Source organism: Streptomyces sp. NPDC104202 (assembly GCF_055584185.1).
On record NZ_JBVJMN010000100.1, the window covers coordinates 1 to 19,852 of the forward strand.

Genomic DNA, 19,852 nt, shown 5'->3' on the forward strand with positions numbered 1-19,852 from the left:
AGGGCGAAGACGGTTCCCTCGGGGATGTGCAGGTCGATGCCGTCGAGGACCTTCTTGTCGCCGTAGGACTTGCGCAGTCCCTCGACGGTGATGGCGGCGGGCGGCTGCGGACCGTCGTTGCGGTTCGACGTGGACATGACAGGTGAAGGCATGGAGCCCTCCCGTTCGATGGGGTGGGTGAGAGGGTGGGCGCGGGGCGGGCGCGAGGCGGGGGTCAGCCCCGGGCGCGGCGGATGTCGATGTTGCCGTGGCGGGTGCGGGCGCGGACCTCGACGGTGTCCTCGGTCTCCGCCGGGGACTCGGAGGCGGTGAGCGAGTTGCGCACCTGGCCGGAGCCGGAGCTGACGTCGAGCCAGGCGGCGGTGCCCTCCCGGACGCCGACCTCGATGGCGCCGTACGAGGTCTCCAGCTGGACCTTTCCGCGGGCGACCTCGCCGACGCGCAGGGTGCCGTGTGCCGTGGTGGCCACGACCGAGCCGCCGGCGCGGGCGATGTCGATGTCTCCGTTGGCTCCGCTGACCCGCAGGTCACCGGTGGCGGTGCCGATCGTCGTGGTGCCGTGCGAGTTCTTCAGGACGGCGGGGCCGTCGACGGATCCGACGCGCAGGCTGCCCGAGCTGGTGGTGATCTCCGCCTTGCCCTCGACCCGGTCCACGGTGATCGAGCCGTGCGAGGCCGTCAGGTGCAGCGGGCCCGTGCTGTCGAGCCGTACGTCACCGGCGGAGGTCTTCACGCGGACCTCGCCGAGGCGCCCCTCGCCGAGGACCTGCGCCCAGGCGCCGGTCAGCTCGACGTGCGAACCGGTGGGGAGTTCGACCGTCACGTCGACGGTGCCGGTGCGCCCCACGAGGTAGCGCTGCTTGGGCGTCCTGACCGTCAGCACGCCGCCCGCGCAGGACACCTCCGTCTGCTCCGCGGCGCGGACGTCCTGGTCCTTCTTCGGGTCGCGGGGCCGCACCTCGACGACGGTGTCGAGACGGTCGGTCGCGGTGAACTGGATGGACCCGGCGTCCACGCGCGCAGTGGCCGAGATCGGTTCGGGGGTGTCGAAAGAAGGCATGGCTGTCCCGTCCTCTTGGGTCTTCAGGGCGTCCCCGCTGGTGGGACGTGGTCTGGGTGAAGTGGTGCGGGCGGGCGGGGTGCGCCGTCTAGCGCACCCAGCCCGTGAAGTTCTGTCCGACGGACCGGGTCTTCTCCGTCGTGCGCGGCCGGCCGCCGCCGTCGACCGCGGCCGCCACGGCGCGGATCAGCCAGGCGTTGACCGACAGGCCCTCGCGGCCGGCCGCCTCCTCGGCGCGGGCCTTGAGATGGGCCGGCAGGCGCAGGTTGACCCGCGCGGTGCCGCCCTCGTCCCCCTCGGCGGGAGCCGGGGCCGCGAGCGGTTCGACGGAGGCGTGGGGCTCCGAGGGGGCCTCGCCGCCGGTGGGCGGCAGCGTCACCACGAAGTCGGGGTCCAGCCCCCGCAGCCGTACGTCGACCGAGCCGGGGGCGAGCTCGCGGGTGATCTCGTCCGTCGCCGCGGAGAGCACGTTGAGCATGGTCAGCCGGGCCGCCGACTCCAGGGGCGCGGTGAGCCGGTCGGCCAGCTCGCGGGCTTCCTGGCCGCCGGCTTCGGCGGCCACCGCGAGTTCGCGGCGGAGGGTGTCGACATACGGGGTGAGGTCCATGACGCCATCATGGCACCATCATGGCGCCACGCGCAAGCGCTGATGCGTCATGGCATCCAGGGTGTCGTGGTTACCGTCCTGACCTGCGGAAATGGGATTCAGGTGGGTGTTTGACCTGGAGTGGGGTGGCGTCGACAGCGTCTGGGTGGCGCCATCTGGTGCCATTCGGTGTCATGTGGCGCCACCCGTGGTGATGCGACGCCGGCCGACGTCGGGGGTCCACCTTGGGGCGGTACTCATTCGGTTGTTGCTCGGCGAGCGGTTCCGATATATCGTTGAGGCATCGCGACAGTTCGACGATGAATCCCGATGGAAGGAGCGTTGCGATGCGTTCACCTGGACACGAGTACGGAAACGGACACGGAGCCGGTCGTGGGGGCTGCGGCCCCCGCGGGGACTTCGAAGGGCGACGGGCCGCGTTCGGGCCGTTCGGCCCGGGCTTCGGAGGAGGTCCCTTCGGGGGCGGCTTCGGAGGGCGCGGGCGTGGCGGCGGTGGCCGGGGGAGGGCGCGACGCGGTGACGTGCGCGCCTCGATCCTCGCGCTGCTGAAGGACCGGCCGATGCACGGTTACGAGATGATCCGCGAGATCGGCGAGCGCAGTGACGGGGCCTGGAAGCCCAGTCCGGGTTCGGTCTACCCGACCCTCCAGATGCTGGAGGACGAGGGGCTGATCACCAGCGCGAGCGAGGGCGGCAAGAAGCTGTTCACGCTCACCGAGGCGGGGCGCGCCGAGGCCGAGGAAGGTCCGGACGCTCCGTGGGAGGAGGCCGGCCGCGGGGTCGACTGGGAGGCCGTGAACGAGATCCGGCAGGCCGGCTTCGGTCTGATGGAGGCGTTCGGCCAGGTCTGGAAGACCGGCACCCCGGAGCAGCGCCAGAAGGCCGTCGGCGTGATCAACGAGGCCCGCAAGAAGCTGTACCTGATCCTGGCCGACGAGGGCTGACGGCCGTCCGTCGGCACGAGGGCCCCGCGGCACACCGCCGCGGGGCCCTCGTCGTGGGTGCGGGTCAGGCGACGAGGCCCGACAGCTTGCGCAGGGACTCGGTGAGCGCCGCCGTCGCCGAATCCTTCAGCTTGCCCGCCATCAGGGACACCGCCGCACCGGTGAACTCCCCGTCGATCCGCACCGTCGTCGCGTCCCCGTCCGGCTCCAGCGAGTAGCGGGTCGTGACCACGACGCCCATGGGTCCCTTTCCCTTGATGGCGAAGGCCCGCTCGGACTCCAGCTCCTCGATCGTCCAGAGCACCTCGGCCGGGAAGCCCATCAGCTTCATGTTCTCGGTGAAGGTCGCTCCCGCCGCGAGGGGCGCCGGCCCGCCGTGCGGGAAGTCGGTGTGGGTGGCGTTCCACTCGCCGTACGAGGAGAAGTCCGTGAGCTGCGCCCAGACCTTCCCGGTCGGCGCCTCGATCCGTGCCTCCGCGCTGACTTCGGCCATGAGACCACCCCTTCACGCGTGCCAACTGGGTTCCGGTGTCGCGGAACGTAGCGGGACGGCCGTGAACATTCAATACTGATGAACCGTCAGTTCTGCGGCCGCGGGCCCCGCACCGTCGCCGATCCACCAGATCTCGGCCGCGTCGAAGCAGTCGGAGGCCCGCGGTGCCCCGTCCTCCTCGTGGCAGTGGAAGGCGGCCCAGAACAGATCCGCGGGCAGCGCCTCCCGGGGCGCGTACACCCGGTACACGTACTGCCGCCCGTCGTGCGCGAGCAGGGACACCATCCAGAACACGACCGGAAGACGTGGGACACGGGGCCTGTGGTTGCAAGAGGGGCGCGAAGCAAGGCGGCGCGCGCCTCATGGGGCCCGTCCATGCAATCTCATCCGTAAGGAGGAGGAACCGTGCACCCGTGCCCAACCCCGGTGGGATGCGGACATGCTTCTCCCCGGTGATGCCCCGGCCGCTTCCGCCTGATGAGGTGGGAGGGTGCACCATCCCGTCCCGCTTCCCCCGCCGCCCCGGCAGCCCGCCGCCCTGCGCGCGGAGCTCGTCTCCTTCCTGACCCCCTCGCTCGGCGCGGTCGTGACGGGTGCCCGCCGCAGAGCGCTCCGGGACGGCGACCGGCAGATCGACACCGCGCACCTCCTGCACGGACTGCTGGAGTCCGACCCCGAGGTGCGCGCCGCGTTCGACGGCCGACGGCTGGCCCGCGCCCTCGGCTACCTGGCCCAGCGGTCCATCGGCTACGGCCTCCGGTGGCAGCGTTCGGTCGAGGACTCCGGCGCCGGACGTCTCCTCCCCGCCGTGCGGGAGGCCGCGCCCCAGGGGGCCCGCGCCTCCGGCTGGTCCCCGGCCGCGACCACCGCCCTGGAAGGCGCCTTCCGGCGGGCCGCCGAGCGCGGCGACGACCGGGTGCACGGCCTCGACCTCCTCTCCGTCGTCGCCGCCGATCCCGAGAGCCGCGCGGCCGAGGTGCTGCGCCGTGCCGGCGTCGATCCGGCGACGCTCGCCGCCGGGGTCGAGGAGGGCGAGCGCGCGCGCCTTCGTCCGGGCGACGCCGCGGACACCGGCGCGGACGGCCGTCCGGACGCGGGCGCGGACGGGGCGGTCGGTGTGGGGGCGGGTGCCGACGGGCGCGCAGGGGTGTCGGAGGCGCGGGCCGGTGTCGACGGGTGCGCAGGGGTGTCGGGGACGCGGGCCGGTGTCGACGGGTGCGCAGGGGTGTCGCAGGCGCGGGCCGGTGCCGCCGGCGGGGCGCTCGACGTCCATGGCCGCGCCGACGCGGGCGTCCGTTTCGACACCCGCCCCGACACCCGCGGTGAGGAGTCGTCTCAACAGGTGTGACGGGGGTTACGCACCTGACGGCGTCCTGTCATGATGGCCTGATGTACGCGTCTCAGGGGAGAAGCGCCGGCCTGGGACTAGCCCTGGCCTCGGCCTTCGCATTCGGTGGTTCAGGTGTGGCGGCGAAGCCGCTCATCGAGGCGGGGCTCGACCCGCTGCACGTGGTGTGGCTCCGGGTGGCCGGTGCCGCCCTCGTCATGCTGCCGGTGGCCTGGCGCCACCGTGACCTCCTGCGACGCAAACCCGCCCTCCTCGTGGGCTTCGGCCTGCTCGCCGTCGCCGGTGTCCAGGCGTTCTACTTCGCCTCGATCTCCCGGATACCCGTCGGCGTCGCCCTGCTCATCGAGTACCTCGCGCCCGCCCTCGTCCTCGGCTGGGTCCGCTTCGTGCAGCGGCGGCCCGTGACGCGCGCCGCCGCCCTCGGCGTGATCCTCGCCGCCGGCGGGCTCGCCTGCGTCGTCCAGGTCTGGTCCGGCCTGAGCTTCGACCTCCTCGGCCTGCTCCTCGCGCTCGCCGCCGCCTGCTGCCAGGTCGGCTACTTCGTCCTCTCCGACCAGGGCTCCGACGAGGCCGAGCAGGCCGACCCGCTCGGCGTCATCGCGTACGGACTGCTCATCGGTGCGCTCGTGCTCACCGCCGTCGCCCGCCCCTGGACCATGGACTGGTCGCTCCTCGGCGGCCGCGCGGACATGGACGGCAGCAGCGTGCCCGCGTGGCTGCTGCTCGGCTGGATCGTCCTCGTCGCCACCGTCCTCGCGTACGTCACCGGCGTCATCTCGGTGCGCCGCCTCTCCCCGCAGGTGGCGGGTGTCGTGGCCTGCCTGGAGGCCGTGATCGCGACCGCCTTCGCCTGGATCCTGCTCGGCGAGCACCTGGACGCGCCCCAGATCATCGGTGGTGCCGTCGTGCTCGTCGGCGCCTTCATCGCGCAGTCGTCGACGCCGAAGGCCCCGGCGGCCGGGCCCGTGGCGGGCTCCGGACCGACGGTGGAGGCGATGCCCGCCGTCGTGCCCGAGCGCGGCGACGGAGCCGGTGACGGTGCCGCCGGTTCCGGTGAGTCCGTGGCGGGACGGGATCCGGAGTTGTCCGGCGGTCGGACCGGACCGTAGGGTGCGCCCCATGCAGAAGACCGTGCTTCCGCCTCCCGCCGCCTAGCGCGCGCGGAGCCTTCCTCCTCGACGAAGACCGGGCTCGGCCGGGCGGACATCCGCCCCCGAGCGGTTCGTCGCTGCCCGCGCGCGGATCCCAGCGACCACCTTTCCCTCCTGTCTTCCACGGAGAAGTCACGTGTCGAACTCCTCGGAATCCGCCCTGTCCGTCGGGCGGAGCCTGCTCTGTCTGATCGTCGCCGGCATCGCCTGGGGCACGGCCGGTGCCGCCGCCTCGCTGATCTTCCGGATCAGCGACATGGGGCCGCTCGCCCTGTCGTTCTGGCGCTGCGTGGGCGGTCTCGTCCTGCTCCTCGGGGCGCTCGCGGTGCGGCCCCGGCGCGCCGCCCGCACGGCGGGGGAGCCCCGCGGCCGGCGGACGGCCCGCATCCTCGGTACGGGGATCGGGCTCACCGTCTTCCAGAGCGCCTACTTCGCCGCCGTCCAGGCCACGGGCCTGGCGGTCGGCACCGTCGTCACCCTCGGCGCGGGCCCCGTCCTCATCGCCGTCGGCGCCCGGCTCACCCTGGGGGAGCGCCTCGGCCGGGGCGGGATCGCCGCCGTCACGGGCGCGCTGGCCGGGCTCGCCGTGCTGGTCCTGGGCGGCGGGGCGGCGGAGGTGCGGCCGCTGGGCGTCCTCCTCGCCGTCGTCTCCGCGGCCGGGTACGCGGCGATCACGCTGCTCACCCGCCGGCTCGGCCGCGGCGGCGGAGGCGCGGACGCCCTGGCGACCACCACCTGGGCCTTCGCCATCGGAGCGGCCGGACTGCTGCCGGCCGGGCTCGCCGAGGGACTCGTGCCGCACACGGAAGCGCCCCTGAGCGTGGTGCTCCTGCTGCTCTACGTGGCCGCGGTCCCCACGGCGCTGGCCTACGCGCTCTACTTCGCGGGGGCGGCCGTCGTCCGGGCCGCCACCGTCTCCGTGATCATGCTCCTGGAACCGGTGAGCGCGGCCGTCATCGCCGTCTCGCTCCTCGGTGAGGAGCTCACCGCCGCCATCGTCCTCGGAACGCTCCTGCTGCTCGCCGCGGTCACCGGCCTGGCCTTCGCCGAGGCCCGGACGGCGGTGGTGGAACGCCGACGGGAGGAGCCGGTGGCGGTCTAGGGCTTCGGGCCGGGGTGCGGTCCCGCCGGTTTCGGGCGGTCCGCGCCCCCGCCGACCGCCGGTTTCGGGCGGGCCGCGTCCCCACCGGTCCCGGTGGGGCCGATAAGGCGTCCGTGCGGCCGGTGGGGACGGACGGCGTCAGCCGCCGGTGCGCCGGCGGAGCTGGTGGGCGCGGGCGGCCAGGTCGCCGGGGCCGGCGCGCTCGGCGAGCCGTTCCGCCACGCGGTCCTGGACGTCCTGCGGCTTGTTGCCCGCGTACTTGAACTTGGCCCGCACCTCGGTCACCTCCAGGTCCAGCACGCGGATGCCCGGGAGCATGCGGCCGAACGGGGCCTCGCCGGGGGCGGCGGGCGCGGTGCCGCCCTCCGGCTGGAAGTGGGCGACCTGAAGGTTGAGCAGTTCGGCCTTCTCCGCCGGGTCGTCGACCACGCGCGCGGTGCAGCGCAACTGGACGGCCGCGTAGTACGAGGTGGGGGTGCCGTGCGCGGCCGGGGCGTCGGCGGGTGCCGTCCAGGTGCCCGGCACGAAGACGTAGTCGTCGACCACGCTCAGCAGCACGACGGGGCCGGCCTCGACGGCCCGCCACAGCGGATTGGGGCGGGCGAGGTGGGCCAGGACACGGCCGTACGGGCCGGGCTCGGCGTCGTACCGGAAGTGCAGCGGCTGCACCCACGGCGGATCGCCGGGCAGGCCGTTGACGGCGAGCTGGCCGAAGTCGTGGCGGGAGAGCCACGCGCGCCACTCGCCCTCGTCGTGCGCGGCGTCCCAGGGATGGATCAGCATCGGGGTCAGGCCGCCCTCAGAGCGCGGAGAGGTAGGCGGGCAGGGCCACGGCCGGGTCGAGGTCGTCGGCCGGGACCGGGGCGCCGTAACCGCCCCGCAGGGGGACCACGCCGGACCAGTGGGGCAGGCCGAGGTCCTCGGCGTCGTCGTTGGGGCCGCCGGTGCGGACCTTCGCCGAGACCTCGTCCAGGTCCAGCCGGATCACGGCCGTGGCGGCGAGCTCCTTGGCGTTCGCCGGCCGCGAGTCGGCGGAGCGGCCCGGGACGACGTGGTCGACGAGCGCGTCGAGGGCGGTGCGCAGCTCCTCGGGGTCGGTGACCTGGTGGGCGGTGCCGTGGACGACGACCGAGCGGTAGTTGAGGGAGTGGTGGAACGCGGACCGGGCCAGGACCAGACCGTCGACGTGGGTGACGGTCAGGCAGACGGGCAGGCCGGGGGCCTTCACCCCGTCCCCGGTGGCGCGCAGCGGGCGCGAGCCGGTCGAGCCGTGCACGTAGAGCCGGTCGCCGACCCTGCCGTAGAGCGTGGGAAGCACCACCGGCGCCCCGTCGCGGACGAAGCCGAGGTGGCAGACGTACGCCTCGTCGAGAATCGAGTGGACCAGGGCCTTGTCGTACGACGCGCGCTCCCGGGAGCGGGTGGGCACGGTCCGGTCGGTGGGCGTGTAGGTCTCGGCGGCGGCGGTCATTGCGGACTCCATTGCACTAGTGCATAATCTATTTTGTGCTAGGAGAGTATCGGATCGAAGGTCGCCGCGCATCGGACATCGCCGCCAGCGTCGAGCGCGGAGTCGGGGCCGGCGCCCTGGAGCCCGGCCAACTGCTGCCGCCCATGCGGGAATTGGCCCAGACGCTCGGCGTCAACGCCAACACGGTCGCCGCCGCCTACCGCACCCTGCGCGAACGCGGGGTCATCGAGACGGACGGCCGGCGTGGCAGCCGGGTACGGCCCCGCCCCGCCACGACCGCCCGCGGCTCCCTCCGGGTCGACGCCCCCGCCGGGGTCCGGGACGTCAGCAACGGCAGCCCCGACCCCGCCCTGCTGCCCCCGCTCGGCGACGCCCTCGCCGAGGTCGCCCGGCAGTACGCCGCCCACCCCGGCCTGTACGGAGAAGCCCCCGTCGACGAGGAGTTCACCCGCCTCGCCCGCGCCGCCTTCGACGCCGACGGCGTGCCGGACGGACCGGTCGGCGTGGCCTCCGGCTCCCTCGACGCCGTCGAACGCGTCCTCGCCGCCCACCTCAGGCCCGGCGACGCCGTCGCCGTCGAAGACCCCGGCTGGGGCAGCCTCCTCGACCTCGTCCCCGCGCTCGGTCTGCGCCCCGTCCCCGTCCCCGTCGACGACGACGGGCCGCTCCCCGAGCACGTCGAACGCGCCGTACGCCACGACGGCGCCCGTGCCGTCATCGTCACCGACCGCGCCCAGAACCCCACCGGCGCCTGCGTCACCGCGGACCGCGCCCGCGAACTCCGCCGCGTCCTCGCCGCCCACCCCGACGTCCTCCTCGTCGAGGACGACCACGGCCACGGCATCGTCTCCCAGCCGCTCCACCCGCTCGCCGGCGTCACCGACCACTGGGTCCTCGTCCGCTCCGTCGCCAAGGCGTACGGCCCCGACCTGCGCATCGCCGCCTTCACCGGCGACCCCGAGACCCTCGACCGCGTCCTCGGCCGCCAGCAGCTCGGCCCCGGCTGGGTCAGCCGCCTCCTCCAGCGCACCGTCGCCCACCTCTGGGCCGCCGACGCCGTCGACCCCGCCGCCGTCTCCCGCTCCTACGGCACCCGCCGCGACGGCCTCGTCCGCGCCCTCGCCCGCCGCGGCGTCCCCGCGCACGGCCGCGGCGGCATGAACGTCTGGGTCCCCGTCGCCGACGAGACCGCCGCCGTCGCCCGCCTCGTCGCCGACGGCTGGGCGGTCGCGCCCGGTGCGCGCTTCCGCATGGACACGGGGCCGGCCGTCCGGCTCACCGTCTCCTTCCTCGCCCCCTCCGACATCGAACCGCTCGCGGAGGCGGTGGCGGGGGCGGCGCGGAGGGGGGTGGCGCGGAGCTTCGGGTAGGGGGTGGGGGTCAGCGGCGGCGGGTCTGGGTGAGGGCGGCGCCCGCGAGGACGATGAGGGCGCCGACGGGGGTGTTCCAGGTGAGGTGTTCGTCGAGGAGGGCGACGCCGGCGGTGGTGGCGATGACGGGGATGAAGTACGTGACCATGGAGGCGGTGGTGGGGCCGACCTCGGCGACGACGCCGTACTGGAGGAGCATCGCGTACCCGGTGCCGAGCGCGCCCAGGGCGATGACGGCGAGCAGGGGGAGCAGCTCGACGGAGTGGGGGACCGAGGTGAAGAGCGGGGTGACGACGGCGAGCTGGAGCGTGGCGAGGCCGACCTGGGAGCCGGCGAGGGAGAGGTGGGAGGCGCCGGTGCCGGCCAGGGTGCGGCGGACGTAGATCCAGCCGACCGCGTAGCTGAAGGAGGCGAGCAGGGCGAGCGCCGTACCGGTGACGTCGAGGCCGGAGAAGCCCTGCCAGGCGCCGAGGACGGTGAGGACGCCCATGAAGCCGATGCCGAGGCCGGCGGCACGGACGCGGGTCGGGCGGTCCTCGGAGAGGGCGACGAGCGAGAGCAGCATGCCCCAGAGCGGGGTGGTCGCGTTGCAGATGCCCGCGAGGGTCGAGGGGATCGTCAGCTCCGCGTAGGCGAACAGCGAGAACGGCAGCGCGTTGAGGAGGAACGCGGCGACCGTCAGGTGGCCCCAGACGCGCGCACCGCGCGGGAGGCGGTCGCGCTTCACGACGAGGGCGACGGCGAGCACCGCCGTACCGAACAGCAGCCGTCCGAAGGTGACCTGGAACGGGGCGAAGCCCTCCGTGCCGACCTTGATGAAGAGGAAGCTGAAACCCCAGATCAGCGCGAGCGCGCCGAAGCGGACCCGCCAGTCGAGCAGCCGCGCGCCGCGGGCGGGCCGAGCGGTGGTCGCGAGGCCGGGGGCGGCGGGGGAGACGGGGGCTGCGGTGCGGGCGGGTGCCGGGGAGGGCGGGGCTGCGGGGCTCATGCCCCTCAGGGTGACCGGACGGACGTCGTAGGACAAGCGAGAATTCCTCGACCTCTTCCCTTAGCATTCCTTACATGTTGAATCTGGAGCGCCTCCGCACGCTCGACGCCCTCGCGCGGCACGGTTCGGTGAGCGGCGCGGCCGACGGCCTGCACGTGACCACCTCGGCCGTCTCCCAGCAGCTGTCCAAGCTGGAGCGCGAGGTGGGGCAGCAGCTGCTCGCCAAGAACGGGCGGGGGGTCCGGCTCACCGACGCCGGGCTCCTGCTCGCCGAGCACGCCGCGCGCATCCTCTCCCAGGTCCAGCTGGCCCAGGCCGACATCGAGGCCCAGCGGGGCCAGGTCGTGGGGGAGGTGCGGGTCGCCGGCTTCCCGACGGCCGCCCGCGGGCTCTTCCCCGCCGCGCTCGCCGCCCTGCGCGAGGGGCATCCCGAGCTCCGCGTCCGCACGACGGAGCGCGAGCCCGAGCAGGGGGTGCGCGCGGTGCTCCGCGGCGACGCCGACCTCGCGCTCGTCCTGGACTGGAGCAACAAGCGGGCGCCCGTGCCCGGGGGACTGCAGCGCGCCCACCTCCTGGACGACACGGCCGACGTGGCCCTGCCCGCCGGGCACCGGCTCGCCGGGCGGGACGCCGTGGACCTGGTCGACTTCGCCGACGAGGAGTGGGTGTCCTGGCCGGAGGGCGAGTTCTGTCACGACTGGCTGATGTTCACCCTGCGGTCGCAGGGCATCGAGCCGCGCATCGGCCATCTGGCGGGCGAGCACCACACGCAGCTCGCGCTCGTCGCGGCCGGCCTCGGGGTCTGCGTGACCCCGCGGCTCGGCCGACCGGTGCCGGACGGCGTCGTCTTCGTCCCCGTGCGCCAGCCGGTCCGCCGCCACATCTACGCCACCTGGCGCGCCGACGCGGGACGCCGCCCCTCCGTGCGGGCCGTGGTGAACGCCCTGCGCGCGGCCGCCGGGCCGCTGGAGAGCTGAGCGGCGGCCGGGGTCCCGGTCCGTGGCGGTCCGGGGCCCGTGGTGCCCGGCCCGTCAGAGGGAGGCCAGTTTCCGGAAGTCCCAGGAGGCGACGGCGTCCGGGGTGAGCCGGAGCCAGGCGTGGCGGCCGTCATGGGGCATCTCCGCGAGACCGAAGTTCTTGGCGGCGAAGAGCTGTTCGGGGACGTCGAGTTCGGGGCAGGGGGCGCCGGTGCGCGGCGCCTCGCCGACGAAGACGGCGGTTCCCGACAGCTCGACCCCGCGCAGGTCCCCGTACTCCTCGCCGTCGTCGATCACGACCGCGATCCTCGGGTCGGCCCGGAGCTCCGCCCAGCGGCGGCTGCGGGTGATCGAGTACAGCCACAGGGAGGTGCCGTCCCAGGCGAACCAGAGCGCGCTGACGTGCGGGCGGCCGTCGGCGGAGACGGTGGCGACCCGGCAGGTGCGCTGTTCGGCGAGGAAGGAGTCGAGCTCGGCCGGGGTCATCATGATCCGGCGTCCGCGGCGCTGTGCGACGCTCATCGTGCGCACCCTTCTAGATTTCTGATGAGACGTCAGAAAGCATGGAGGGCCATCCACGTGCGTGCAAGGGGGAGACCATGGGGCAGAGTGCGGCAGAACGGCTCGGGGAGCGCCTCCGGCCGGACGGCGGGGTCGTGCTGCTCACCGTCGAGTGCCAGCAGGGAGTCGTCGGTACGGAGAGCGCTCTGCCCGAACTGGCCCTGGCTGCCCGCAGGTCCGGCGCCCTGCGCAACGTCGCGCGGCTGGTCGCCGCGGCGCACCGGGCCGACGTCCAGGTCGTGCACGCCGTCGCCGAGCGGCGCCCCGACGGACGGGGCGCCAACTCCAACGCGCGGCTGTTCCGGGCCGCCGCCCGGCTGCCCGTGCAGCAGCACAGCGGCAGTACGGCGGTGCGGATCGCCGAACCGATCGAGGTCGCCGACGAGGACCTCGTCGTCCGCCGCCTGCACGGGCTCTCGCCGCTCGCCGGCACGGACGTCGACCCCCTGCTGCGCAACCTCGGCTGCCGGACGCTGGTCGTCACGGGCGTCTCCGCCAACGTGGCCGTGCCCAACGCCGTGTTCGACGCCGTGAACCTCGGCTACACCGTGGTCGTGCCCGGCGACGCCATCGCGGGGGTGCCGGCCGACTACACCCCCGCGATGATCCGGCACACCCTCGCGCTGGTCGCCACGATCACGACGACCGACGACGTACTGGCGTGCTGGAAGACCCCCGGGAACGCCGGGCGGAGCGGGGGCGCCGTCAGCCGAGGCTGATCTCCTCGCCCACCACCTGGATCGGCATCGGCGGCAGCGGAGCCGTCGCGGGACCGGCCTTCACGCTGCCGTCCGACGCGTCGAAGCGGCTCTGGTGGCACGGGCAGACGATCGTGCCGCTCTCGACGGAGCCCACGGCGCACCCCGCGTGCGTGCACTTCGAGGAGAAGGCCTTGAACTCGCCGGCCTTCGGCTGGGTGATCACCAGGCCCTTGTCGGCGAGGACCTTCCCGCCGCCCACCGGGATGTCCCCCGTCCTGGCCAGCGGGGCGTCCGTCGGCGTGTCCACCGCCGTGTTCTTGTCGTCCGCGCCGCCCCCGCAGGCGGCGAGCGCCGCCGCCAGGCCCGCGCTGCCCGCCGCCGCGACCACCGTCCGGCGTGCCACTCCGCTCATGTACTGCCCCTCTTCCCTCGGTGCACTGCTGTCGGCACCTGACGGTACGGCTGTGAGCTGTGTCCCGTTCACAGGATGGGGTCTTCGGTCGCCTTACAGTTCACAGTAGAGTGTCGGAACTTGGACACCTGAAGATGAAAGTGTCCACGCTCGGGGGTGGCTCGGGGCCGTCCGACAACGCCGGAACGGGGGCCGTGCATGCCGACGCACTCGGTCGGTGCCCATCACGTACGGGCCGTGCTCCTGGGCGCGGAGCGGCGCGGGGTGGCCGTGACGCCGCTGCTCACGCGCGCCGGGCTGCCGGCCACGCTCGTCGGCGAACCCCGCGCGCGCGTGTCGGCCGAGGAGTTCTGCCGGCTGCTGCGGATGGTGTGGGCCACGCTGGACGACGAGTTGATCGGTTTCGGCGGGGCGCCCAGCAAGGTGGGCACCTTCGCCATGATGGCCCACGTCGCGGTGCACGGCAGCCGGGACCTGCGCGAGGCGCTCCGGCGCTGCCAGACCTTCTACTCCCTCTTCCCCGCGGGGCCGCGCTTCCGGCTCGTCGAGCCCGCGCCCGGTGGGGACGGCGAACCCGACGAGGCCCGCGTGGAGTTCGACGTCTCCGCGTACGACGACCCGCTCCACTTCGGCGCGGAGTCCACCGTGCTCGTCGCGGACCGTTTCGCCGGCTGGCTCATCCGGCGCCGCACCGGTCTGCGCCGGGTCGAGTTCGTCCACCCCGCACCCCGGCACGCCCGTGAGTACGCCCTCCTGTTCGGCGCCCCCTGCGTCTTCGGCGCCGCCCGCACCGCCGCCGTCTTCGACCGCGCCGACCTCGACGAACCCGTGCTGCGCGACACGGCGGCCCTCAGGGCCTTCCTCCGCCGCGCCCCGGTCGACGTGCTCGTCCGCGCCGACCACGGCAGTACCGCGAGCGGCCGGGTGCGCCACCTCATCGGCCGCGCTCTCCCCGCAGGGCCCGTGCCCACCCCCGAACAGCTCGCCGAGCGGCTGGCCGTCAGCCCGCAGACCCTCCGCCGCCGGCTGGCCGCCGAAGGCACCACCTACCAGCGCCTCCGCGACCAGGTGCGCCGTGACCACGCCCTCGCCGAGCTGACCGTCGGCCGCGTCTCCATCGAGCACCTCTCCCGCCGGCTCGGCTTCTCCGAACCCAGCGCCTTCCATCGCGCCTTCCGCCGCTGGACCGGCGAGACCCCCCGCGCCTACCGCGCCCGCTCCCACCCGACGGACCCCCCGGCCCCCGGCGACCGGGCGGACTGAGGTCCCGGGGGCGGGCGCCCCGGGGTCAACAACCCTGAGCGGTACGGTCACGGCCCCGGCGCGGGGGCGCGCTTACCGTCCCGCCATGACCGAGACGGACGGGTCCGGGGGCGTGGACCGGTGAAGGCGGGACGGGCGGCGGGCGCCGCGGCGGGCGTGGCCGTGCTGCTCTGCGTCGTGGCGGGAGCGGCGGTGACCGCGCTGGGGGTGCGGGTGGACGGGACGAGCATGACGCCGACGCTCCGTCCGGGCGACCGGGTACTCGTGGCGCCGGGGTCGGAGGGCGAGGCGCACCGGTTCGACGTGGTGCTGCTGCGGGCGACGGCCAGGGACGCGCTGCTGGTGAAGCGGGTGATCGGACTGCCCGGGGACCGGGTGGCGGTGGTGTCGACGCCCGAGGAGCCGTTCCTCGTCCTGCTCCAGGAGGGCGGGCGGGGTCCCGTCCACCGGGTGGTCGCGCCGCAGTGGGCGCAGGCCCGGCGTACGGGGGCCTGCTGCGCGCCGGACGGGACCCGGTCGGGGCGGCCGGAGCTGAGGACGGTGCCCGAGGGGGCGTTCTTCTACCTGGGCGACAACCCCGATCTGTCCGACGACTCCCGGGTGTACGGCTGGGGCGAGATCGGCCGGGTCGAGGGGCGGATCGGCCTGCGGGCCTTCCCCGTGACCTCGGAACGGGACCTCGGCAACCTGCCCGTGCTGGAGGAGTACCGGGGGCCGGCCCCGTGACGGCCGGGGACCCGGGGCGGCAAGCGTGACGGCCAGGGCTCCGGGAGTCAGGCCCGTGGCGGCTGGGGGCCGGTGCTCAGGGCGACCCGGACCACGGTGTCGGCGACGCGGCGGGCGGACGCCTCGGGTGAGGGGCCGGCCTGCACGATGTGGCTGGCGGTGAGCCGGACCGCGGCGTCCACGGCCAGTTCGCGGGCGACGGGGTCGACGCTCGGCCACGCCTCGGTGACGTAGGCGTCAACCATCGCCGTCGCCGTGTCGAAGGCCGCGGCCGAACGCGTGGTCAGGTAGGAGAGGAGTCCGTCCTCACCGGTGCTGGTCAGCATGGCCTTGATCAGCGGGTTGCGGCCGGCCAGCGTGAGGGTGAAGCCGACGGCCGCCTCGACGGCCGCGTGCAGGTCGTCGCGGTGCGCGTCCAGGCCCTGCTGGATGCCGACGAGGCAGCGTTCGAGCTCGCGCCGGAAGAGGGCCTCGCCGACGGCCTCCTTGGAGGGGAACTCGGAGTACAGCGTCTGGCGGCTGACGCCGACCGCGTCGGCCAGGTGCGCCATGCGCAGCTTGTCGAAGCCGCGGTCCGCGACCGCCTCGTACGCGGCGTCCAGGAGCCGCTCGCGCAGCAGCGTCCGGACCGTCTCCCTGAACCGTGGCATCGGCCAAGCCTAGTCCAGCGGCAATTCTTCCCAGGATTGTCCGAAGTGTTGACACTCCTTCCAAGAGTGTCCAATTCTCGAACAAGCAGCCGCACAGTGTCATCCGTCTCGGACCATCAGGCCGCGGGCGTCCGGCTGCGTTCACCTCCCCACCCGCGCGCCGTGTGCGGGACGACGGTTGGAGACCACATGCAGAACGAGACCAGAGGCGTCACCCGCTGGCGCAGATCGGCCTTCCTGGCCCTTCCGGCGACCGCGGCCGTCGCCGCGATGGCCACGGCGATGGTCCAGGGCGCGCTCGCCGCGAACCTCTCGCTGACCAGCGTCCCCTTCACCCTCAGCTCGAAGACCGTCGCCGCGCCCCAGGGCATCGGCGCGGTGATGCACACCATCGACGCCGGCGGGGCCAAGGGCGCCGCCGAGGTCGGCATCGCCAAGGCGGGGCTCGACGGCATCTGCGTCCACGCCGTCCAGTCCGTGAACCTCCCCGTCATCGGCAGCCTGGGCACCTGGTCGCTCAACATCTCCTCGCCCGCCGCGGCCACCCCGCTCACCAGCGACCAGCTCGTCGCCGGTGCCGGACTCCAGGCCAGCAAGCTGGTCCTGGACGCCCAGTCGCTGAAGGCGGCGACCGCCACGCTGAACGCCGGCGACGCCACCCCGAACGTCATCGGTGCCGCCGCCGACGGCGCCGGGATCAAGGGCACCGGCATCGACGACGGAACCCCGGGCCAGTTCGGCCTCGACGCCACCGGTGGCCGTACCGACATCAAGAACCTCAACGCCGACGCCAACGGCGCCACGATCTCCGGCGCGATCACCCTGCCCGACCTCGCCATCGGCATCGCCCACGGCGACAAGGGCTGCTGACCCCTCGTCCGGACCGCCACCCTCACGGGCCGGGACCCCGTGCGACCGGTACGTGCGCGGGGCCCCGGCCCTCCCCACCGACCCACCGCTGTGAGGCATCCATGAGCACCGATCCGCCGCCCGAGCCGACCGAGGGGCCCGCCCCGGGCCGACCGCACCGCGCACGCCGCGCGTTCCGCCGCTGGCGCCGCACCCGCCCCTTCTGGGCGGCCCTGTGGACCGGGGCCGGAGGCTTCGTCATCTTCTTCCTGCCGATGGCGCCGCTCGGCAGGATCCTCCAGGTCGGCGTCGGAGGGATCGCCGGCATGGCCGGCGGCGTCGTCCTCATGGCGATGGCCGCGCTGATCCTGCTGATGCCCGGTCAGCGGCACACCGCCGGCGTCCTCGCGGTGATCGCCGGGGTCGCCTCCTTCCCCCTCTCCAACCTCGGCGGCCTGTTCGTCGGCATGTTCCTCTCCGTCCTCGGCGGCTCCATGGCCTTCGCCTGGCTGCCCGAGAAGCCGGCCGGAAAGGGCGGCGGCCCGCTCCGTCGCGGGCGGCGGCCGGCCGGCCCACCGTCCGTACCGCCCCTGTCGATGGGGAGCGGATCCGCATGACGCGCAGGACGGACCGCCTCGGCCCCGCCCTCGCCCGGGCCCGTGCCGCGGGCCCCCGTGCCGTCGCCGACTGGAACGCCCGGATGCTCGCCGAGGCGGCCGACGGGACCCGGCGCGGCACCCGCTGGGGGCGCGGAGCGCTCGCCTTCGTCCCCTCGGTCCTCGCCGTCGGAGCCCTGGGCACCGCGCTGGCGCAGGGCGCGCTCGCCGCGAACTTCAGTGTCACGGGACAGCCCTTCACCCTGACCTCCAACGGCGTCCAGGGGACCGGCTTCGGAGCCATCGTCAACACCCCGGCCGTGGGCCGGCCGGACGGGACCTCGACCACGAACACGGCCATGGCGCGCGTCGGTTTCGCCAGCGCGGGGCTCGCGGGGCTGTGCGGCATCGTCCACCAGACGATCGCCGGGGTGCCGTACTCGCTGCTCCTGACGGGCGGCCAGAAGGTGACGGCGGCACCGCCGGGCACGTTCACCACCGACATCGACGCCTCCGACCTCTACATCCAGGCCACCGAACTCCAGGCGTACGGCCCGACCACCCTCCAGAACGCGGTGCTGGGCCAGTCCGCCGACCAGGTCACCGTGGCCGGGAAACCGCTCACCGGCGCCCTGCCCGGCGGCTTCGGACTGGGCTCGGCGGGCGGCGAGGGCGGCAGCTCCATCAAGCTCCACGGGCTCAACGCCACCGCGTACGACGCCGAGATGGCCGGGGCGCTCGTCCTGCCGGACCTCAGGATCAGGGTCGTCGCGGGATCGGCGACGACATGCTGAGCCGGGTGCGGGCCGCGCGCCTCTGGTTCCGCGCCTTCCGCCGCACCCGGCCGTTCTGGGGCGGTCTGTGGCTGGTCGCGGGCGGCTGGACCGTCCTCAAGTTCTCCCTCAGCTCGCTCCAGCTGATCGTGAGCACGGGTTTCGGGGGGATCGCCGGCTACCTCGTCGGCGGCGGGATGATCCTCTGCGGGCTCATCCCGATCGCGCTGCCCTCCCAGCGCTACACCTTCGGGCTGATCGGTGCGGTCCTCGCGGTCGTCTCGCTGGTCGTGTCGAACCTCGGCGGGTTCCTCCTCGGCATGCTGTTCGGGGTCCTCGGCGGGTCGATGACGGTCGGATGGGGCGCCAAGCGCCCGCGCCGGCCGCGCGAGGCGGTGGAGCGGTGACCGGCCGGGCGCGGCACAAGGTGTTCGCGGTGCCGGCCGCGCTGCTGCTCGCCGTGGTGACGGCCCTCTGGTCGGGGCAGCCGAGCCGCGCCGCGGGCCCGTCCGCCGCCCCCGTGCCGCTGGGCGTGCCGTTCCTGCCGTCCCCCGACCCGCTGCACGTCACGATCTCCAGCATGGTCGCCGTCTCGATGACCGTGGACAAGAACGTCACGATCCGGCTCTCCGACGGCACGACGCGGACCACGACCCGGTACACCTTCACCAAGCTCAAGATCCGCTCGCATATGAACGTCACCCAGCGCGCGGCCGGACACACCGTCACCATCGACGTGCCCGGGGAGGGCTCGCTCGGCGGCTACGACAGCGCGGGGAAGCCCGAGACGACCACGATGTGGGGCGACATCACCCACGTCTGCGTCCGGGTGCTCGTCAGGATCTGCGGGGTGCAGGGGCTCCTCGACTTCTTCGGCTCGTTCATCCCGCTCACCGCCGGGGCCGAGGACTTCGTCGGCGACCTCTACGCGATCCGCACGGTCGACGACCACGCCGCCCTCGACTCCACCGACAACCCCGTCCACCTCCCCGGGACCATCACGGTGACCACCCCGTGAGCCCCGGCGACCGCCCCGTCGAGGGGCGCACCCACTGGCGCCGTTCGCTCGCCGTCGCCCTGCCGGCGCTGCTCGCCGCAGCCGGCATCGGCTCCGCCATGGCGGGCGGAGCGCTGGCCGTCGGGCTCCGGGTCCAGGACCGGCCGGTCGACTTCACCACCAGCAGCCTGTACGGGACGCAGTACGGCGCCGCCGTCGTCGACCAGGCCGTCGTGCGGCCCGACGGCAGCACCGGCACCGTCCGGGTGCTCCGCATGGGCTTCGCCGACGGCGTGCTCAACGGTCTGTGCCTGAGCCGGCGGCAGGAGATCGCGGGAGCGACGTACACGCTGCTGCTGACCCTCGGCGACGACGACCCCGGCTCCTGGGAGATCAGGACCGAGAACACCGTCCTCGACCTGCGCAGCGCCACCGGGGTCCTCGACATGGACGGCGTCGTCGACCTCAACGTCGACGGCACCGACGTGCGGACGGTCAAGGACGCCGGCGGCGCGTACGTGGTCAACCCGCTGGACAGCCCCCCGCACCGGTTCGGGATCCAGGCGCGCTACGCGAAGTTCGACCGGATCGTCGGCACGGCCCAGGACTTCCGGATCCCCGGCCTGCTCACCACGCCGAAGCTCAGACTCGCCGTCCGGCCGGGGGCGGTCGCCTGCCCCGCCCCGGCCGCGCCGAGGGGCACCCCGGGGACGCCGTAGCGGGGGGGGGGGGGGGGGGGGGGGGGGGGGGGGGGGGGGGGGGGGGGGGGGGGGGGGGGGGGGGGGGGGGGGGGGGGGGGGGGGGGGGGGGGGG

24 protein-coding genes and 2 pseudogenes are annotated in these 19,852 nt (G+C 74.4%); 15 read left to right on the forward strand and 11 right to left on the reverse strand.

Features of this window, described 5'->3' with window-relative positions:
• The 3 genes and pseudogenes from ACZ60W_RS35940 to ACZ60W_RS35950 all read right to left on the reverse strand — a co-directional run.
• A pseudogene (locus ACZ60W_RS35940) lies at positions 1–152 on the reverse strand (ABC transporter); the annotation flags it as partial.
• Positions 153–214: 62 nt separating this feature from the next.
• Complete coding sequence (locus ACZ60W_RS35945) at positions 215–1,060, reverse strand: DUF4097 family beta strand repeat-containing protein (RefSeq protein WP_469759605.1); 846 nt, start codon at positions 1,058–1,060, stop codon at positions 215–217.
• Positions 1,061–1,148: 88 nt separating this feature from the next.
• Positions 1,149–1,667 carry a hypothetical protein gene (locus tag ACZ60W_RS35950; RefSeq protein ID WP_469759606.1) on the reverse strand — a complete coding sequence of 173 codons (519 nt, stop codon included), beginning with the start codon at positions 1,665–1,667 and terminating at the stop codon, positions 1,149–1,151.
• 326 nt (positions 1,668–1,993) lie between these two features.
• On the opposite strand from ACZ60W_RS35950, the gene ACZ60W_RS35955 reads away from it, so the two are divergent.
• Complete coding sequence (locus ACZ60W_RS35955) at positions 1,994–2,611, forward strand: PadR family transcriptional regulator (protein ID WP_469759607.1); 618 nt, start codon at positions 1,994–1,996, stop codon at positions 2,609–2,611.
• Between the two features lie 64 nt (positions 2,612–2,675).
• Here ACZ60W_RS35955 and ACZ60W_RS35960 read toward each other — a convergent pair whose 3' ends face one another.
• On the reverse strand, positions 2,676–3,104 hold the full coding sequence (locus tag ACZ60W_RS35960) for a type II toxin-antitoxin system Rv0910 family toxin (protein ID WP_469759608.1): 429 nt from the start codon (positions 3,102–3,104) through the stop codon (positions 2,676–2,678).
• Positions 3,105–3,173: 69 nt separating this feature from the next.
• Complete coding sequence (locus ACZ60W_RS35965; protein ID WP_469759609.1) at positions 3,174–3,398, reverse strand: hypothetical protein; 225 nt, start codon at positions 3,396–3,398, stop codon at positions 3,174–3,176.
• Between the two features lie 196 nt (positions 3,399–3,594).
• Between ACZ60W_RS35965 and ACZ60W_RS35970 the strand changes: the two genes are divergently transcribed.
• The 3 genes from ACZ60W_RS35970 (at position 3,595) to ACZ60W_RS35980 (ending at position 6,705) form a co-directional block, all read left to right on the forward strand.
• Positions 3,595–4,452: a hypothetical protein gene (locus ACZ60W_RS35970; protein WP_469759610.1), complete on the forward strand. Its 858-nt coding sequence runs from the start codon at positions 3,595–3,597 to the stop codon at positions 4,450–4,452.
• 41 nt (positions 4,453–4,493) lie between these two features.
• Complete coding sequence (locus tag ACZ60W_RS35975) at positions 4,494–5,561, forward strand: EamA family transporter (protein ID WP_469759611.1); 1,068 nt, start codon at positions 4,494–4,496, stop codon at positions 5,559–5,561.
• 178 nt (positions 5,562–5,739) lie between these two features.
• Positions 5,740–6,705, forward strand: a complete 966-nt coding sequence (locus ACZ60W_RS35980; RefSeq protein WP_469759612.1) for a DMT family transporter — start codon at positions 5,740–5,742, stop codon at positions 6,703–6,705.
• Between the two features lie 138 nt (positions 6,706–6,843).
• Here the strand turns inward: ACZ60W_RS35980 and ACZ60W_RS35985 are convergent, their stop codons facing one another.
• Positions 6,844–7,488 carry an FMN-binding negative transcriptional regulator gene (locus ACZ60W_RS35985; protein ID WP_469759613.1) on the reverse strand — a complete coding sequence of 215 codons (645 nt, stop codon included), beginning with the start codon at positions 7,486–7,488 and terminating at the stop codon, positions 6,844–6,846.
• Positions 7,489–7,504: 16 nt separating this feature from the next.
• Complete coding sequence (locus ACZ60W_RS35990) at positions 7,505–8,176, reverse strand: pyridoxamine 5'-phosphate oxidase family protein (protein WP_469759614.1); 672 nt, start codon at positions 8,174–8,176, stop codon at positions 7,505–7,507.
• 35 nt (positions 8,177–8,211) lie between these two features.
• On the opposite strand from ACZ60W_RS35990, the gene ACZ60W_RS35995 reads away from it, so the two are divergent.
• Positions 8,212–9,546 (forward strand): aminotransferase class I/II-fold pyridoxal phosphate-dependent enzyme, encoded by a 1,335-nt coding sequence (locus tag ACZ60W_RS35995; RefSeq protein ID WP_469759615.1) that lies wholly within the window; start codon positions 8,212–8,214, stop codon positions 9,544–9,546.
• A gap of 13 nt (positions 9,547–9,559) precedes the next feature.
• Here ACZ60W_RS35995 and ACZ60W_RS36000 read toward each other — a convergent pair.
• Positions 9,560–10,534, reverse strand: a pseudogene (locus ACZ60W_RS36000) (DMT family transporter); the annotation flags it as partial.
• A gap of 74 nt (positions 10,535–10,608) precedes the next feature.
• On the opposite strand from ACZ60W_RS36000, the gene ACZ60W_RS36005 reads away from it, so the two are divergent.
• On the forward strand, positions 10,609–11,511 hold the full coding sequence (locus tag ACZ60W_RS36005) for a LysR family transcriptional regulator (RefSeq protein WP_469759616.1): 903 nt from the start codon (positions 10,609–10,611) through the stop codon (positions 11,509–11,511).
• Positions 11,512–11,565: 54 nt separating this feature from the next.
• On the opposite strand, the gene ACZ60W_RS36010 is transcribed toward ACZ60W_RS36005, so the two are convergent.
• Positions 11,566–12,033 carry a pyridoxamine 5'-phosphate oxidase family protein gene (locus tag ACZ60W_RS36010; protein WP_469759617.1) on the reverse strand — a complete coding sequence of 156 codons (468 nt, stop codon included), beginning with the start codon at positions 12,031–12,033 and terminating at the stop codon, positions 11,566–11,568.
• Positions 12,034–12,110: 77 nt separating this feature from the next.
• Here ACZ60W_RS36010 and ACZ60W_RS36015 point away from each other — a divergent pair, with 77 nt between their 5' ends.
• Positions 12,111–12,791, forward strand: coding sequence for a cysteine hydrolase family protein (locus ACZ60W_RS36015; protein ID WP_469759618.1), 681 nt, complete (start codon positions 12,111–12,113; stop codon positions 12,789–12,791).
• On the opposite strand, the gene ACZ60W_RS36020 is transcribed toward ACZ60W_RS36015, so the two are convergent.
• Positions 12,778–13,185 carry a Rieske (2Fe-2S) protein gene (locus ACZ60W_RS36020; RefSeq protein WP_469759619.1) on the reverse strand — a complete coding sequence of 136 codons (408 nt, stop codon included), beginning with the start codon at positions 13,183–13,185 and terminating at the stop codon, positions 12,778–12,780. The genes ACZ60W_RS36015 and ACZ60W_RS36020 overlap by 14 nt on opposite strands.
• A 198-nt stretch (positions 13,186–13,383) precedes the next feature.
• Between ACZ60W_RS36020 and ACZ60W_RS36025 the strand changes: the two genes are divergently transcribed.
• Positions 13,384–14,448, forward strand: a complete 1,065-nt coding sequence (locus ACZ60W_RS36025; RefSeq protein WP_469759620.1) for an AraC family transcriptional regulator — start codon at positions 13,384–13,386, stop codon at positions 14,446–14,448.
• Positions 14,449–14,568: 120 nt separating this feature from the next.
• A complete protein-coding gene (gene lepB, locus ACZ60W_RS36030; RefSeq protein WP_469759621.1) occupies positions 14,569–15,174 on the forward strand; it encodes a signal peptidase I in 606 nt (201 codons plus the stop codon).
• Positions 15,175–15,221: 47 nt separating this feature from the next.
• On the opposite strand, the gene ACZ60W_RS36035 is transcribed toward lepB, so the two are convergent.
• Entirely contained in the window at positions 15,222–15,824 is a 603-nt protein-coding gene (locus ACZ60W_RS36035; RefSeq protein WP_469759622.1) for a TetR/AcrR family transcriptional regulator, read from the reverse strand.
• Between the two features lie 189 nt (positions 15,825–16,013).
• Between ACZ60W_RS36035 and ACZ60W_RS36040 the strand changes: the two genes are divergently transcribed.
• From ACZ60W_RS36040 to ACZ60W_RS36065, 6 genes are all read left to right on the forward strand, one after another.
• On the forward strand, positions 16,014–16,694 hold the full coding sequence (locus ACZ60W_RS36040; protein WP_469759623.1) for a DUF6230 family protein: 681 nt from the start codon (positions 16,014–16,016) through the stop codon (positions 16,692–16,694).
• Positions 16,695–16,795: 101 nt separating this feature from the next.
• The gene (locus ACZ60W_RS36045; RefSeq protein ID WP_469759624.1) at positions 16,796–17,290 is read left to right on the forward strand and encodes a DUF6114 domain-containing protein; all 495 of its coding nucleotides are present in this window, start codon (positions 16,796–16,798) and stop codon (positions 17,288–17,290) included.
• The gene (locus tag ACZ60W_RS36050) at positions 17,287–18,063 is read left to right on the forward strand and encodes a DUF6230 family protein (protein WP_469759625.1); all 777 of its coding nucleotides are present in this window, start codon (positions 17,287–17,289) and stop codon (positions 18,061–18,063) included. Before ACZ60W_RS36045 ends, ACZ60W_RS36050 begins: the two co-directional genes overlap by 4 nt.
• Positions 18,057–18,449, forward strand: a complete 393-nt coding sequence (locus ACZ60W_RS36055) for a DUF6114 domain-containing protein (RefSeq protein WP_469759626.1) — start codon at positions 18,057–18,059, stop codon at positions 18,447–18,449. The genes ACZ60W_RS36050 and ACZ60W_RS36055 overlap by 7 nt, the downstream gene beginning before the upstream one ends.
• A complete protein-coding gene (locus tag ACZ60W_RS36060) occupies positions 18,446–19,060 on the forward strand; it encodes a hypothetical protein (protein ID WP_469759627.1) in 615 nt (204 codons plus the stop codon). The genes ACZ60W_RS36055 and ACZ60W_RS36060 overlap by 4 nt, the downstream gene beginning before the upstream one ends.
• Complete coding sequence (locus ACZ60W_RS36065) at positions 19,057–19,758, forward strand: DUF6230 family protein (protein WP_469759628.1); 702 nt, start codon at positions 19,057–19,059, stop codon at positions 19,756–19,758. The genes ACZ60W_RS36060 and ACZ60W_RS36065 overlap by 4 nt, the downstream gene beginning before the upstream one ends.
• The last annotated feature ends 94 nt before the right edge of the window (positions 19,759–19,852 follow it).

What these genes read in the sequence shown, in the direction of transcription:
- ACZ60W_RS35945 (WP_469759605.1), bottom strand. Translation starts at nt 1,060, where the DNA reads ATGCCTTCTTTCGACACCCCCGAACCGATCTCGGCCACTGCGCGCGTG.
- ACZ60W_RS35950 (WP_469759606.1), bottom strand. Translation starts at nt 1,667, where the DNA reads ATGGACCTCACCCCGTATGTCGACACCCTCCGCCGCGAACTCGCGGTG.
- ACZ60W_RS35955 (WP_469759607.1), top strand. Translation starts at nt 1,994, where the DNA reads ATGCGTTCACCTGGACACGAGTACGGAAACGGACACGGAGCCGGTCGT.
- ACZ60W_RS35960 (WP_469759608.1), bottom strand. Translation starts at nt 3,104, where the DNA reads ATGGCCGAAGTCAGCGCGGAGGCACGGATCGAGGCGCCGACCGGGAAG.
- ACZ60W_RS35975 (WP_469759611.1), top strand. Translation starts at nt 4,494, where the DNA reads ATGTACGCGTCTCAGGGGAGAAGCGCCGGCCTGGGACTAGCCCTGGCC.
- ACZ60W_RS35985 (WP_469759613.1), bottom strand. Translation starts at nt 7,488, where the DNA reads ATGCTGATCCATCCCTGGGACGCCGCGCACGACGAGGGCGAGTGGCGC.
- ACZ60W_RS35990 (WP_469759614.1), bottom strand. Translation starts at nt 8,176, where the DNA reads ATGACCGCCGCCGCCGAGACCTACACGCCCACCGACCGGACCGTGCCC.
- ACZ60W_RS36005 (WP_469759616.1), top strand. Translation starts at nt 10,609, where the DNA reads ATGTTGAATCTGGAGCGCCTCCGCACGCTCGACGCCCTCGCGCGGCAC.
- ACZ60W_RS36010 (WP_469759617.1), bottom strand. Translation starts at nt 12,033, where the DNA reads ATGAGCGTCGCACAGCGCCGCGGACGCCGGATCATGATGACCCCGGCC.
- ACZ60W_RS36015 (WP_469759618.1), top strand. Translation starts at nt 12,111, where the DNA reads ATGGGGCAGAGTGCGGCAGAACGGCTCGGGGAGCGCCTCCGGCCGGAC.
- ACZ60W_RS36020 (WP_469759619.1), bottom strand. Translation starts at nt 13,185, where the DNA reads ATGAGCGGAGTGGCACGCCGGACGGTGGTCGCGGCGGCGGGCAGCGCG.
- ACZ60W_RS36025 (WP_469759620.1), top strand. Translation starts at nt 13,384, where the DNA reads ATGCCGACGCACTCGGTCGGTGCCCATCACGTACGGGCCGTGCTCCTG.
- ACZ60W_RS36035 (WP_469759622.1), bottom strand. Translation starts at nt 15,824, where the DNA reads ATGCCACGGTTCAGGGAGACGGTCCGGACGCTGCTGCGCGAGCGGCTC.
- ACZ60W_RS36040 (WP_469759623.1), top strand. Translation starts at nt 16,014, where the DNA reads ATGCAGAACGAGACCAGAGGCGTCACCCGCTGGCGCAGATCGGCCTTC.
- ACZ60W_RS36045 (WP_469759624.1), top strand. Translation starts at nt 16,796, where the DNA reads ATGAGCACCGATCCGCCGCCCGAGCCGACCGAGGGGCCCGCCCCGGGC.
- ACZ60W_RS36050 (WP_469759625.1), top strand. Translation starts at nt 17,287, where the DNA reads ATGACGCGCAGGACGGACCGCCTCGGCCCCGCCCTCGCCCGGGCCCGT.
- ACZ60W_RS36055 (WP_469759626.1), top strand. Translation starts at nt 18,057, where the DNA reads ATGCTGAGCCGGGTGCGGGCCGCGCGCCTCTGGTTCCGCGCCTTCCGC.